At 69.6% G+C, this 12,554-nt stretch carries 15 protein-coding genes; 6 read left to right on the top strand and 9 right to left on the bottom strand.

Annotated features, from left to right (window positions below):
• Positions 1–10: 10 nt before the first annotated feature.
• The 3 genes from ACFXI3_RS27135 to ACFXI3_RS27125 all read right to left on the bottom strand — a co-directional run bounded on the left by ACFXI3_RS27135 (position 11) and on the right by ACFXI3_RS27125 (position 2,754).
• The gene (locus ACFXI3_RS27135) at positions 11–619 is read right to left on the bottom strand and encodes a TetR family transcriptional regulator (protein ID WP_344284532.1); all 609 of its coding nucleotides are present in this window, start codon (positions 617–619) and stop codon (positions 11–13) included.
• A gap of 88 nt (positions 620–707) precedes the next feature.
• A complete protein-coding gene (locus ACFXI3_RS27130; RefSeq protein ID WP_378403184.1) occupies positions 708–2,165 on the bottom strand; it encodes an MFS transporter in 1,458 nt (485 codons plus the stop codon).
• A 103-nt stretch (positions 2,166–2,268) separates the two neighbouring features.
• Positions 2,269–2,754, bottom strand: coding sequence for a MarR family winged helix-turn-helix transcriptional regulator (locus ACFXI3_RS27125; RefSeq protein WP_378403182.1), 486 nt, complete (start codon positions 2,752–2,754; stop codon positions 2,269–2,271).
• A gap of 107 nt (positions 2,755–2,861) precedes the next feature.
• Between ACFXI3_RS27125 and ACFXI3_RS27120 the strand changes: the two genes are divergently transcribed.
• Together ACFXI3_RS27120 and ACFXI3_RS27115 are read left to right on the top strand one after the other, a co-directional pair.
• Positions 2,862–3,605, top strand: coding sequence for an SDR family NAD(P)-dependent oxidoreductase (locus ACFXI3_RS27120; protein WP_378403180.1), 744 nt, complete (start codon positions 2,862–2,864; stop codon positions 3,603–3,605).
• A 158-nt stretch (positions 3,606–3,763) separates the two neighbouring features.
• Positions 3,764–4,990 carry an LCP family protein gene (locus tag ACFXI3_RS27115; RefSeq protein ID WP_378403178.1) on the top strand — a complete coding sequence of 409 codons (1,227 nt, stop codon included), beginning with the start codon at positions 3,764–3,766 and terminating at the stop codon, positions 4,988–4,990.
• Here ACFXI3_RS27115 and ACFXI3_RS27110 read toward each other — a convergent pair.
• The 4 genes from ACFXI3_RS27110 to ACFXI3_RS27095 are packed head-to-tail and all read right to left on the bottom strand — an operon-like array spanning position 4,987 to position 7,632.
• Positions 4,987–6,339, bottom strand: a complete 1,353-nt coding sequence (locus ACFXI3_RS27110; RefSeq protein WP_378403177.1) for a sensor histidine kinase — start codon at positions 6,337–6,339, stop codon at positions 4,987–4,989. The two genes, ACFXI3_RS27115 and ACFXI3_RS27110, sit on opposite strands and share 4 nt — an antisense overlap.
• A complete protein-coding gene (locus ACFXI3_RS27105) occupies positions 6,336–7,016 on the bottom strand; it encodes a winged helix-turn-helix domain-containing protein (protein WP_378403175.1) in 681 nt (226 codons plus the stop codon). Before ACFXI3_RS27105 ends, ACFXI3_RS27110 begins: the two co-directional genes overlap by 4 nt.
• Positions 7,017–7,066: 50 nt before the next feature.
• Positions 7,067–7,240 (bottom strand): hypothetical protein, encoded by a 174-nt coding sequence (locus tag ACFXI3_RS27100; protein ID WP_378403173.1) that lies wholly within the window; start codon positions 7,238–7,240, stop codon positions 7,067–7,069.
• Positions 7,237–7,632: a hypothetical protein gene (locus ACFXI3_RS27095; protein WP_378403171.1), complete on the bottom strand. Its 396-nt coding sequence runs from the start codon at positions 7,630–7,632 to the stop codon at positions 7,237–7,239. Before ACFXI3_RS27095 ends, ACFXI3_RS27100 begins: the two co-directional genes overlap by 4 nt.
• A 142-nt stretch (positions 7,633–7,774) precedes the next feature.
• Between ACFXI3_RS27095 and ACFXI3_RS27090 the strand changes: the two genes are divergently transcribed.
• Positions 7,775–8,146, top strand: a complete 372-nt coding sequence (locus tag ACFXI3_RS27090) for a helix-turn-helix domain-containing protein (RefSeq protein WP_344284560.1) — start codon at positions 7,775–7,777, stop codon at positions 8,144–8,146.
• A gap of 19 nt (positions 8,147–8,165) precedes the next feature.
• Here ACFXI3_RS27090 and ACFXI3_RS27085 read toward each other — a convergent pair whose 3' ends face one another.
• Complete coding sequence (locus ACFXI3_RS27085) at positions 8,166–9,287, bottom strand: epoxide hydrolase family protein (RefSeq protein ID WP_378403169.1); 1,122 nt, start codon at positions 9,285–9,287, stop codon at positions 8,166–8,168.
• Between the two features lie 118 nt (positions 9,288–9,405).
• On the opposite strand from ACFXI3_RS27085, the gene ACFXI3_RS27080 reads away from it, so the two are divergent.
• Positions 9,406–9,990: a CGNR zinc finger domain-containing protein gene (locus ACFXI3_RS27080; protein ID WP_378403167.1), complete on the top strand. Its 585-nt coding sequence runs from the start codon at positions 9,406–9,408 to the stop codon at positions 9,988–9,990.
• A gap of 22 nt (positions 9,991–10,012) precedes the next feature.
• Here the strand turns inward: ACFXI3_RS27080 and ACFXI3_RS27075 are convergent, their stop codons facing one another.
• Positions 10,013–10,777 (bottom strand): IclR family transcriptional regulator, encoded by a 765-nt coding sequence (locus ACFXI3_RS27075; protein ID WP_378403165.1) that lies wholly within the window; start codon positions 10,775–10,777, stop codon positions 10,013–10,015.
• A gap of 157 nt (positions 10,778–10,934) precedes the next feature.
• On the opposite strand from ACFXI3_RS27075, the gene ACFXI3_RS27070 reads away from it, so the two are divergent.
• Together ACFXI3_RS27070 and ACFXI3_RS27065 are read left to right on the top strand one after the other, a co-directional pair.
• Positions 10,935–11,645, top strand: coding sequence for a CoA transferase subunit A (locus tag ACFXI3_RS27070; protein WP_344284572.1), 711 nt, complete (start codon positions 10,935–10,937; stop codon positions 11,643–11,645).
• A complete protein-coding gene (locus ACFXI3_RS27065) occupies positions 11,642–12,271 on the top strand; it encodes a CoA transferase subunit B (protein ID WP_344284575.1) in 630 nt (209 codons plus the stop codon). Before ACFXI3_RS27070 ends, ACFXI3_RS27065 begins: the two co-directional genes overlap by 4 nt.
• The last annotated feature ends 283 nt before the right edge of the window (positions 12,272–12,554 follow it).

Genomic DNA, 12,554 nt, shown 5'->3' with positions numbered 1-12,554 from the left:
ACGAAGGATTTCAGCGAGGGTCGGGCAGGCCGGCGGCAGCGGCGGCGGCGGCCTCGTCGAAGATTTCGAGCAGCGGCTGGGCCCCGTTCCGGGCGGCCCAGCGGCTGAGCGAGGTGTTGAGCACTCCGCCCGCCACCGCGAGCAGCAGCGAGGGGAACAGGTCGTTCTCCGCGTCGGTGCCGCTGCGCTGCGCGATGGCGGCGACCATCGGATCGCGCGAGCCGGAGTTGAGCACGGTCGCGCGGATCAGCAGCGACGGATCGCCGTGGATGATGCGCAACCGGGTCAGCCATTCGTCACGGTCCCGCTCGATGTCGGCGAGGTCCTCCCGGACGGTCGCGATGAACGCCGGAAAGGCGTCGATCCCGTCCGGCTGCGCGACGAACCGGGCGATCGTCTGCTCGGCCCGCTCCGCGTGGTCGGCGTACGCGAGCAGCACGGCGTCTTCTTTGACCGCGAAGTAGTTGAAGAACGTGCGCGCGGAGACGCCCGCCTCCGCGGCGATGTCGTCGACAGTGACCTGGTCCAGACCACGCTCGTCGATCAGCCGAAGCGCCGCGAGAGCGATGGTGCGGTGGGTTTCGAGCTTCTTGCGCTCGCGAAGGCCGGGAGGGGGCACTGGATCAGCGTAGCGAGATCTTGCAGAGTCTGCAAAGTTGCAGTTTGTGAACCAGGGCACGCCCAATGTGGCGTCGGGGAACCCCGCTTCACGAAGCGGTGCGGGAGGCCGGTTCCGGGGCCGTGGCGTCGGTGTCGTCGGGGCGGGCGCGACGGGGGAACAGCGGGGAGATGAGCAGGAACAGTGCGATGACGATCGCCTGGACCACGAGGGCGTCTCGGAAGCTTTCGGTGACCTGGCCGGTGAGTGCGCCGGCGAAGAACACCGTGCTGAACACCGCGACACCGACCGATCCGCCGATCGACTGGACCGCGGACAGGACGCCGGAGGCGGAACCGACCTCGTCGTCGTCGACGGCGCCGAGCACGGTGTTGAACACGGCGGCGATCACGATGCCCGCGCCGATGCCGGCGACGGCGCTGCCCGGCACGATCTGCCAGATCGTGAAACCGGCGGTGTCGTCGAGGGACAGCCACAGCCAGGCGATCCCGGCGAGCTGGACGACGGCTCCGGCCTGCAGCACCCGGCGGCCGAGCCTGGCGGCGAGCAACCCGCCGCTGATGGTGCCGCCGACGGCGGTGCCCAGTGCGACCGGGAGGTTGCCCAGCCCGGCCTGTCCGGCGGTGAAGCCGTGGCCGAGCTGCAGGAAGAACGTCAGCACCAGCTGGGTGCCGATCAGCCCGCCGAAGAACAGCGCGACCGCGACCAGCCCGACGGTGAACGCGGACTTGCCGAACAGGCTCGGGGTGACCAGCGGCGCCCGGCCCCGGCGCACGGTGCGGCGTTGCCACAGCGCGAATCCCGCGTAACCGATCGCCGCGGCGGACAGCGACAGCCACGTCCACAGCGGCCACCCCGAGGACTGCCCTTCGTTGAGCGGCAGGACCAGCAAGGCCGAGGCCGCGGCGACGAGCACGGCTCCCACGACGTCCACGCGCACCGTCCGGGTTCCCTCGCCGCGGGGCACCAGCCGCCAGGCCAACGCCCAGGCGGCAAGGCCGACCGGGACGTTGACCAGGAACACCAGCCGCCAGCCGAGGCCGAACAGGTCCCAGTCGACCAGCGCGCCGCCCAGCACCGGGCCGAGGACGCCGCCGAGGCCGAGCACCGGACCGAACACGGCAAGCGCTTTCGTGAGCTGCCGGGGAGCGAGGTTGTCGCGCAGAATGCCGAGGCCCTGGGGCAGCATCATCGCCCCGGCCACGCCCTGGACCAGCCTGAAAGCGATCAGCAGGCCGATGTCCGGCGCGGCCGCGCACAGCAGCGACGCGAGAGCGAAGGCGGCGAGTCCGGCCAGGAACACCGGACGGCGTCCGTAGCGGTCGCCGAGTCGTCCGCCCAGCACGAGGCCCGCGCCGAGGGTCAGCGCGTAGCCGCCGATGACCCACTGCAGCCCGACCGGGCTCGTCCCCAGCGACCGCTCCAGCGACGGCCCCGCCACATTGACGATCGTCGAGTCGAGCAAGTCCATCAGCTCGACCACGAGCACGGCGGCCAGCAGCCACCCCATCGCCCGCGGCGCGGCCTTCTTCTCGGGTACGGACACGGTTTTCTCCGAATTCTGGTGCTGGCGCTCGTTTTCCGGGCGCGTTCGTACGCCGGGCGGGCATTCGCGCGGAACGAATGCGCCCGGTCGGGGCAGGCGGCGGTCAGCCCTGGGGGAAGGAATCCGCGGTGTCGGTGTAGATCCGCACGACACCGGCCAGGAACGCGTTGACGACGTCCCGGTCGCCGGGTTTCAGCCCCTCGACCAGGCCTTCCACGCCGTGCAACAGCGGGTGCAGGTGGCCGAAGAGCCGCTCCGTCGACTCCGCGACCGGCTCGACCAGCACCTTGCGGCGATCGGTGGCGTGCGGGCGGCGGACGACGTGCCCGGCCTTCTCGAGCCGGTCCACGATGTGCGTGCTCGCCGCGGTCGAGACCCGCAGCCGGTCCGCGAGGTCCTTCGCCGTCAGCGGGCCGTCGGTGGCGAGGTGCTCCAGCGCCGCCAGGTCCGTGGCGTTGATCCCCAAGGCTCCGCTCAGGCGTTGTTCGATCACCCGCGTCAAGGTCCCCACCTCTTGCAGGCGCTCCATCACCGCGTTGCCCACGCCGGGGGATTCGGTTCGCCGCGAGCCGCGGGCTGAGGAGGTCATGGAAGGAAGACTACTAGATAAGTAACTAACCAAGTTAGCGAAATGATGTGACGAACGGCACCGGGTCGGCCGCGACAGCGACGGCACAGCTGGCAGACTCACCGACCGTGAGCGGAACGGTGCTGGTACTAGGCGGACGCAGCGAAATCGGAACGGCGGTGGCCGTCCGGCTGGCGCGCGCGGGTGCGAAGCGGTTCGTGCTGGCCGCGAGGCCGGGTGCGGACCTCTCGGCGCAGACTGCCGAACTGCGCGAGGCGGGCGCGGAGTCTGTCACGACTGAGGACTTCGACGCCGACGATCTCTCCGCACACCGCCCGCTGCTCGACCGGGTCATCAAGGAACACGGCTCGCTCGAGACGGTCGTGCTGGCGTTCGGCATCCTCGGCGACCAAGCCCGCGCGGAGACCGACGCGGCGCACGCCACCGCGATCGTCCACACCGATTACGTCGCCCAGGTGTCCGTGCTCACTCACACGGCGGAACTGTTGCGCACTCAGGGTTCTGGAAATCTGGTCGTCTTCTCGTCGGTCGCCGGGATTCGCGTGCGACGGGCGAATTACGTGTACGGCTCGGCGAAAGCCGGGCTCGACGGGTTCGCTTCGGGACTGTCCGACGCACTGCACGGCACCGGCGTGCACCTGCTGCTCGTGCGGCCGGGCTTCGTGATCGGCCGGATGACCGAAGGAATGTCGCCCGCGCCGTTCTCCAGCACCGCCGATCAGGTAGCCGACGCGACAGTTTCCGCCTTGCGCCGGCGTCGTGAAGTGGTGTGGGTGCCGGGCATGTTGCGCTTGGTGTTCGCGGCGATGCGGTTCGTGCCGCGCGCGGTGTGGCGGCGGATGCCGCGCTGAACTCCCTGTGCCCGAAGGGATACCGGCTGTCGCGGCGCACTCGGCCGAACGGGCAGCATCACATCTTCGCGACAGGTTTCTCAGGCTATTCCCAGCTAACGCGGTGATCCTCGAACGCGGGGGTCGAAATCCGTCCCCGGGGAAGCGAGGAACCGGCCGTGCTGATCACGTCCCGGGGCCGCCGGATCGGCGGCCGTGCGGTGCTGGGGGTGGTGTCCACCCTCGTGCTGGGCGCCACCGGATTCGCGTGGTCGCAATTGCACTGGCTCGACACCAGCCTCGTCACCGCCGACGTCATCCCGCCTTCGGCGCAGGTTCCGGACACTCCGGCCGGGGAACCGCTCACCGTCGCGCAGAACATCTTGTTGGTAGGTCTCGATTCCCGCACCAAACCGGACGGAACGCCGCTGCCGCAGAACGTGCTCGACGCGCTGCACGCGGGCGGGAGCGACCAGGGCGGCAACACCACGGACACGATGATCGTCGTGCACGTCCCGGTCGGCGGGGCGGCGGCGACCGCGATTTCGATCCCGCGCGATTCCTATGTGGACATTCCGGGTTACGGCAAGCACAAGATCAATTCGGCCTACAGCCGTGCCCGCGCCGATCAACGGGGAAAGCTTGCCCAGCAAGGGATGAGCGGGCCGCAGCTGGAGGTGGCCGCCGACGCCGCCGGTGCGAAGTCGGCCATCGCCGCAGTGCAACAGCTCACCGGGCTCACCATCAATCACTACGCCGCGGTCAATCTCTCGGGCTTCGCCGCGTTGAGCCAGGCGGTCGGCGGAGTGCAGGTATGCCTGAAGGCTCCGGTGAACGATTCCTTCTCCGGAGCGAATTTCCCCGCCGGTGTGCAGACGATCTCCGGCACCCAGGCGCTCGCCTTCGTGCGGCAGCGGCACGGCCTCCCGAACGGCGACCTGGACCGGATCGCGCGGCAGCAGGCGTTCATGTCGGCGATGGCGAAAACTGTCCTCGGCTCCGGCACCTTTACTGATCCCTCGCGGCTTTCGTCCCTTGTGGACGCTCTGGAAGGTTCGGTCACCCTTGACCACGGCTGGAACCTGTTGAGCTTCGCCGAGCAACTGCACGGCCTCTCCTCGGGCGCGATCGCGTTCGGCACGATCCCGGTGCAGAGCCTGTCGCTGGCCACCCCGGCCGACGGCGACGCGGTGAAGGTGGATCCGGCGCAGGTGAAGCAATTCGTGCAGACGCAGATCAGCTCGCCGGACGTCTCGGCGTCCGGCGGAACGGCTGATCCGGGCACGGTCCACCCGTCGTCGAGCGGCGGCGCGGTGCGGCCGATCGCGGAGACCGCCACGCCGACTCCTCCGGCGGGCACTCCGGCGCAGCCGAAGATGACGACCGCCAGCGGATGCGTGAACTAGGCCAGCGGCAGCGCGATCGTGAACGCGGCTCCGCCCTCGGGAGCCGGGCCGGCCGTCAGGGTCCCGCCCATTCGCGTCACCAGCCCGTGCGCCAGCGCCAAACCAATGCCGGATCCGACCGGGCGGCTGTCGCGGTACCGGGCATTGAGGACGCCGCGTTCAAAAGCCACCGGGTAGTCCGCCGGGGCGAGCCCCGGGCCGCCGTCTCGGACCGACAGGTGTGCGTGGCCGTCCGCGACCGTCAGCGCGAACACCATCGGCGCGCCGGCGGGCGTGACGCGTAAAGCGTTCTCCGCCAGACCGTCCACGACCTGGTGCAGCCGCCGGGCGTCGGCGGTGACCATGGCGGCTTCCGGCGGAGACTGCACAGTCAGCGAGACATCGGCGCGGGCGCAGCGCAACTGCCACACCTCCGCGCAGTCTCGAACCAGCGCGGCGAAGTCGAAAACATCAAGGTCGAGCTGGAATTCGTCAGCACCGAGGCGGGCGAGCTCCAGCAGATCGGACACCAGGCGCTCCAGTCGTTGCGCCTCGCGGTGAATCGTCTCGCCGGCGCGGCGGGCGTCCGGTCCTTCGGCGACTCCGTCGGCGATCGCCTCGGCGAAACCGGTCACGGCGGTCAGCGGGGTGCGAAGTTCGTGCGACACCGACAGCAGGAATTCCCGTTGGCGGGCTTCGCTGCGGGCCAGCGCGTCGGCGAGTTCGTTCAGCGAGCCCGCGACTTGCGCGACTTCGGCGGGCCCTTCGACCGGCACCCGGACGTCGCGGCGGCCCGCGCTGAGACTGCCCGCGGCGGCCGCGGCGCGGCGGAGCGGGCGGCCGAGCAATCGTCCGGAGACATATCCGGCGACGGCGGCGACCACAAGCCCGATGCCCAAGGCCAGAAGGATGTTGCGCAGCAACGCGTGTTGGGTCGCCTCGGCGCTGCGCACCGGCTGCACGAGCGCGAACGCCGCCTGCGGGCCGACCGGGCGCACTTCCACGAGGTAATCGACATCGCCGATCGCGACCCGCGCCGAATGGTCCTTTCCGGACGTGAGCCCGGCCCGTTCCGCCGCGCGCACCGCGGTCGCCTGTCCGGAATTCTGGCCGTTGTCCCGGTGCACGACGACCTCGATGCCTTGCCCTCGCACGACCGCGGCCGCCTTGCCGATCGCGAGCCGGTTGCCGATCCCGGCGTCGTCGAGCTGCCCGGCAACGACGTCCGCCTGATCCCGCAGCGACTGCTGCAGCACCGAATCCGCGGTGTTGCGCACCAATCTGGACGCGACGAGCCCGGCCACCAGCACCGCGATCCCGGCGACGGCCAGGCACACCACGGTGATCCGGAGCGCGAGCGTGGTCTTCATCCGGCGTCCGCCGCGTACCCGATGCCGCGAACTGTCCGGATTGGACTGTCGTCGCCGAGTTTCGCCCGCAGCTGCGCGACATGCACGTCGACGGTGCGGGTCCCGGCCGCGGCGGCGTAACCCCAGACCGCGCTGAGCAATTGGTCGCGCGACAGGACTTGGCCGGGATGGCGCAGCAGGTAGGCGAGCAGATCGAATTCGGTGGAGGTGAGCGTGATCTCGGCTTCGCCCGCCCAAGCGCGACGGCCCGGCACGTCAATGCGCACGCCGCCGCAGGCGAGTGTCGTGGATGGACTGCCGGACGCTCGGCGCAGCACAGTCCGTACGCGGGCGGCGAGTTCGCGAGGGCTGAACGGTTTGGCGAGATAGTCGTCCGCGCCGATTTCGAGGCCCAGCAAGCGATCCAGCTCGTCGTCGCGGGCCGTCACGAACAGCACCGGCGTCCAGTCGCCCGCCGCGCGCAAAGCCCGGCAGATCTCGATGCCGTCCATTCCGGACAGTCCGATGTCGAGCACCACCGCGACCGGCCGCAACCGGCGGATCGCCGCGAGCGCCTTCGCGCCGTCCGGCTCGACCTCCACCCCGAACCCGTCGCGCCGCAGGTAAAGCGCGGCGAGCTCGGCGATCGCGGTCTCGTCCTCCACGACGAGGACGAGACCGCGGCCAGCTGACCCCATGCGGGCTCCCGTTTCTCCGGCAGGCTACGTCGGGGGAAACGGTACGCGCGTCACCGCGACCCGTCGCCCGCCATGTCGGACTGGATCGAGTCCAGCGTGGACTGGATGCCGCTCAGCTCGCCGTTCGGCGCCGCCCCCGACGACGGCGCCGAACCGTTGTCGCACGCCGCGCAGCCGAGCCCGACGACGACAGCCGCGGCGGCGACCGCGATCAGCCGCTTCACTTGGGCGCCTGGCAATGCGCGGCGGCGAAGGCGTCAAGCTGCTTCGTCGCGTTGGTCAGCTCGCCGATCCGGCTCTGCCGCTTGTCCGCGCGCTTCTGCAGCCGGTCGGCCTGCGCGGCGTGCCCCTTGGTGCGGGCGTCGTTCGCGCGCGCCTTGAGGTTCGCGACCGACCCCGAGACCTCGGGTCCGCCGTTGATCCGGTTGGTCAGGTTCTGCGCCTGCTTGCGCAGTTTCGGCACCCAGGCCGTGCACATCTGCTGCACTTCCTGCGGGCTCAGCGTGACCGGGGCCGGAGCCGGAGCCTGCGTGTCCGCGCTGGCGATCGGCGCGGCCACGAGCAGCCCGGCCGCGATCCCGCAGCCCGCCAGTGCCATCCGCCTCGTTCCTCGCATCGTTCTCGTCCTCCCGTGTCGGTGTTCCCGGTGACCACCGTCGCGCGCGGGTGTACGAGGGATGTGGGACGAATGTTCGGGTTCGGTAAACCCTGCTGACCCGGGGGAGTGTTACTCTCTTGCGGAGAGCGAGGAGGCCGCCGTGCTGGGAAATCCGTACGACCGCGACTGCCCGACGCGCCAGCTGCTCGACCGGATCGGCGACCAGTGGACGGTGCTGATCGTCGGAGCCCTGGTGGACGGCCCGCTGCGGTTCACCGAAATCGGCAAGCGCGTCGAGGGAATCTCGCAGAAGGTCCTGACGCAGACCCTGCGCAGCCTGGTCCGCGACGGCATCCTGATCCGCACGGCGTACCCGGTGATCCCGCCGAAGGTCGAGTACGAGCTGACCCAGCTGGGCCGCAACCTCGCCGAACCGCTGGAACTGCTGGACCGCTGGGCACGCCGGAACATGGACCAGGTGACCGCCGCCCGCGCGGCTTACGACGCGGAGAACGCCGCTACTGCTTCTTGAGCGGGGCGCTTCCGGATCCTCACCGGAAAAGACGGAAGAACCCGCGCACCTGCTCGACCAGCGACTCCGGCTGCTCCAAGGCGGCGAAGTGCCCGCCACGCGGCAGTTCCTCGAACCAGCGCAGGTCGGTGAACCGCAGTTCGGCCTCCCGCCGCGACGGGCGGGTGATGTCGCGCGGGTAGACCGACAGCCCGGACGGCGCGGTCACCTTGTCCCGGAAGCCGGCGAAGCTCTCCCAGTACAGGCGCGCCGACGAGGTCGCCGACGCGGTGAACCAATAGACCGAGATCTCGTCGAGGATCTGCTGCCGCGACAACGCGTCCTCGGGGCGGCCGTCGTTGTCCGTCCAAGCCCAGAACTTCTCGGCGATCCAGGCGGCCTGGCCCGCCGGGGAGTCGGTGAGGGCGTAGCCGAGGGTCTGCGGCCGGGTCGCCTGGAGCGCCGAGTACCCCCGGCCGGTGCGCTGCATTTCCTTCTCGGCCTCGAGGTTCGCCAGCTCCGCGGGCGTCGGGTCGGCGAACGTGCCCGCCGCCACGGAACCCAGATTCAGATGGACGCCGGCGACCCGCTCGGGCGCCACCTCGCCCAGCGCGCCCGAGACCGCCGAACCCCAGTCGCCGCCCTGCGCGCCGTACCGCTGGTAGCCCAGCGAAACCATCAATGTGTCCCAGGCGCGCGCGATGCGCGTGACGCCCCACCCGGTCGTCGACGGCTTGTCGCTCCAGCCGTAGCCGGGCAACGACGGCGCGACCACGTGGAACGCGTCCGCCGGATCCCCGCCGTGCGCGCGCGGATCGGTCAGCGGGCCGAGGACCTCCAGGAACTCCAGCACCGAACCCGGCCACCCGTGCGTGAGCACGAGCGGGAACGCGTCCGGCTCGGGCGAGCGGACGTGCAGGAAGTGAATGCCCAGCCCGTCGATCGTGTCGCGGTACTGCGGGAAGGCGTTCAGCCGCCCGGCGAACCCGAAGTCGTAGTCCTCCGCCCAGCTGCGGCACAGCTCCCGTGCGTACGCCAGCGGCAACCCCTGCGACCAGTCGTCCACCGGCTCGGACTCGGGCCACCGGGTCCGGCGCAAGCGGTCGCGCAGATCCGCGATCTCGGCTTCGGTGATGCTGACCTCGAATGGCTCGGCGGACATCGCGAGGCTCCTTACTGGTCAAGGCCCCTTCCGCACGGGAGCGTTCCTGCCAGGTATGTTGTGACATGCTAAAGCGGATTTGCGTGTAACGCTACGGGCCAGTGAGGAGACACGTCAAATGCCGGATGCGTATCACAGCCCAGCAGCGATCGAGACAGCCGTCGACCTTGCCAACACCTTGCGCCCGATCAAGGGAGAGGATGCGCTCGAGACCGTGGAGCAGCTGCGAGCCTTCCTCGACGAGCATCCCGAGGCAGGGCCGCCGAGGACGGTCGCGAACCAAGGGGCCGGTCCGCGCCGGCTCACCCGCGCCGACCTGGCGGAAGTCCGCGCGTTGCGAGAAACGGTGCGTGCCGTGCTGGAACGAGCGGCCACCGACCCGGTCGAAGCCGCGGCCCTGATCAACGACGGCCTCCGTCGCAGCCAAGCCACCCCGGCACTGCGTCACGAGGACGGTCGTTGGCGGACCGAGGTAACCTCCGACACCGACCGCTGCTCGGCGCACCTGGCCGCGGCCACGCTCAGCGCACTGGCCTCCGTGATCGCCGCCCTCGGTCCGGCCCGTCTCGGCGTGTGTGCCGGGCTGAACTGCCGGGCCACGTTCGTTGACCTGTCGCGCAACGGCTCGAAGCAGTACTGCACCCGTAACTGCGCGCACCGGGCCAGCGTCGCGGCCTACCGGGGCCGGCGAAGCGCGGATTGAGCCCCGCGACCGTCGCAGAGGGTCAGGGCTGCCGGAGCACGTTCGTCAACGTATGCGCCTCCTTGAGCAGCAACGCTCCCAGTTCAGCCCGGCGCTCCTCCCGGAACCGCGACTCCACCCCAGTCAACGTCAACGCCCACGCGGGTTCCCCGGCCGGCGTGAACACCGCCGCCGCCATCCCCCAGCTTCCTTCGACCACCAGCCCGGGATTGGTCGAATACCCGTCCTCCCGCGTCCGCGCGACCCGGGCCCGCACGTCCTCCGCCCGGTGCGCCGGACCCCATTCGCCGGTGAGGTCCACAGTGGACAGATACTCCTCGACCTCCCGGTCCGGCAGCATCGCCAGCACCACCAGCCCCGCCGACACCACGCCGAGCGGGAAACGGGCGCCCTCGTACAGCACGAACGACCGGATCGGGAAGTCGCCGTCCTCGCGCAGCAGGCAGACCGTCTCGTTGCCGCGGCGGGCGGAGAAGAACGCGCTTTCCCCGGTGGCCGCGGCCAGCCGGTGGACGCTCGCGCGCGCCTGCTGCGTCACGTCGTAGCGCGGGGCGGCGGCCTCGCCCAGCAGGTACAGCTCCGGGCCCAGGTACCAGCGGCCGCTTTGCCGGTCCCGGTCGACGTAGCCCTCGGCGGCCAGCGACGCGAGCAGCCGGTGCACCGTCGGCCGGGCCAGGCCGCACTGGCGCGCCAGCTGCGAGGTCGACGCTCCGTCGCGGTAGGTGGACAATGCGCGCAGGACCGCGGACACCCGTCCGACTACGTGGTCAGGAGGCGAGGTGGGCACGGAGAAGAGGGTACGTCCGCTCAGTGGACGCATCGGGCGCGGGTGTTCGGTGCGCGAGAGGTTTGCCGGGGATCCCGGCGTGTCGGTTGACCCGTTTCGCCTGCGCTGGGTTGTATGCGGGGACTGACCACTCACCGAACGAAGTGGAGAGGATGCCGTGCCGACGAAGTACCGCAGCGCCGCGGAGGCCCTCGACGGGCTGCTCGAGGACGGGCTGACGATCGCGGTCGGGGGCTTCGGCCTCACCGGGAACCCGAACGACCTCATCGAGGCGGTCCGGGACTCGGGCGTGCGCGATCTGACGATCGTCTCGAACAACATGGGAGTCGACGGGGCCGGGCTCGGCATTCTGCTCGACAACCGGCAGGTGCGCCGGGTCGTGGCGTCGTACGTGGGCGAGAACAAGCTGTTCGCGCAGCAGTATCTCGACGGGACCGTCGAGGTCGAGTTCACCCCGCAGGGAACGCTCGCCGAGCGGATGCGGGCGGGCGGCGCGGGGATCCCGGCGTTCTACACCAAGTCCGGGGTCGGCACGCCGATCGCCGAGGGCAAGCCGCACGCCGAGTTCGACGGGGTCACCTACGTGCAGGAGCGCGGGATCGTCGCCGACCTTTCGCTGGTGCACGCGTACGTCGCGGACCCGGCCGGGAACCTGATCTACCGGTACGCCTCGCGCAACTTCAACCCGCTCGTCGCGACGTGCGGGAAGGTGACGATCGCCGAGGCCGAGCAGGTTTCGGACGAGTACCTGGATCCGGAGCGGATCACCACGCCGGGGATTTACGTGCAGCGGCTGATTCAGGCGACTGCGCGGGAGAAGCAGATCGAGAAGCGGACCGTGCGCGTGCGTGAGGAGGCGTCGGCGTGAGCTGGAACCGGGACGACATGGCCACGATCGGGGCTCGCGAGCTTCGCGACGGCGATTACGTGAATCTGGGGATCGGGATTCCGACCCAGGTGGCGAACCATATTCCGGACGGTGTGCAGGTTACGTTGCACAGCGAGAACGGGATTCTTGGGTTGGGGCCGTTTCCTTGGGAGGGCGAGGAGGACCCGGACCTGGTGAATGCCGGGAAGCAGACTGTGACGTTGCAGCCTGGGGCCAGTTTGTTCGATTCCGCTGAGTCGTTTTCGATGATTCGCGGCGGGCATATCGATCTGGCGTTGCTCGGGGCGTTGCAGGTGGGGGCCAACGGGGATTTGGCTAACTGGACTGTGCCCGGGGCGCTGGTCAAGGGGATGGGCGGGGCGATGGATCTTGTCGCCGGGGCTCGTCGGGTAGTGATCATTACTGATCACACTGCCAAGGACGGGACGCCTAAGATTGTCGAGAAGTGCACTCTGCCCTTGACTGGGGCTGGGGTGGTGAATCGGATTATCACTAACTTGGCTGTTCTTGATGTTACTGAGGACGGGTTGAAGTTGGTGGAGTTGGCTCCTGGGGTTTCTCTTGAGGAGGTTCGGGAGAAGACTGGGGCTCCGATCGCGGAGTAACTGCGGTTGGGTATTCCGAGAGCCTCGGTGGCGGGCATCCCGAAGCCCGATTGTGCTGACGGAAGGCGGGGGTTTGTCAAGGCGGGAAAGATGCCTTGACAAACCCCCGCCTTCCGCAGGGCGGCTTCGTATCGGGATGCAGGGTGGGGTCTGGATGCCCTAGGCGGGCAGGTGCGGCTTGCTGGAAGTCCGTGAAGGGCTCCTTGAGGGAATATTATTACAAAAAGGTTGCCAAAACGGAAGATTATAGGGTTTAATAGCGGGGATGGTTAAGACTACGAAA

It is taken from the genome of Amycolatopsis sp. NPDC059235 (assembly GCF_042754125.1).
In the GTDB taxonomy this organism is placed as follows: Bacteria; Actinomycetota; Actinomycetes; order Mycobacteriales; family Pseudonocardiaceae; genus Amycolatopsis; species Amycolatopsis albidoflava.
This window is presented reverse-complemented; position numbering and strand designations above follow the sequence as displayed.

Bases quoted from the DNA above. Each gene is read 5' to 3' on its own strand.
- ACFXI3_RS27125 (WP_378403182.1), bottom strand. From the start codon at position 2,754: ATGACCTCCTCAGCCCGCGGCTCGCGGCGAACCGAATCCCCCGGCGTG.
- ACFXI3_RS27110 (WP_378403177.1), bottom strand. From the start codon at position 6,339: ATGAAGACCACGCTCGCGCTCCGGATCACCGTGGTGTGCCTGGCCGTC.
- ACFXI3_RS27105 (WP_378403175.1), bottom strand. From the start codon at position 7,016: ATGGGGTCAGCTGGCCGCGGTCTCGTCCTCGTCGTGGAGGACGAGACC.
- ACFXI3_RS27095 (WP_378403171.1), bottom strand. From the start codon at position 7,632: ATGCGAGGAACGAGGCGGATGGCACTGGCGGGCTGCGGGATCGCGGCC.
- ACFXI3_RS27085 (WP_378403169.1), bottom strand. From the start codon at position 9,287: ATGTCCGCCGAGCCATTCGAGGTCAGCATCACCGAAGCCGAGATCGCG.
- ACFXI3_RS27080 (WP_378403167.1), top strand. From the start codon at position 9,406: ATGCCGGATGCGTATCACAGCCCAGCAGCGATCGAGACAGCCGTCGAC.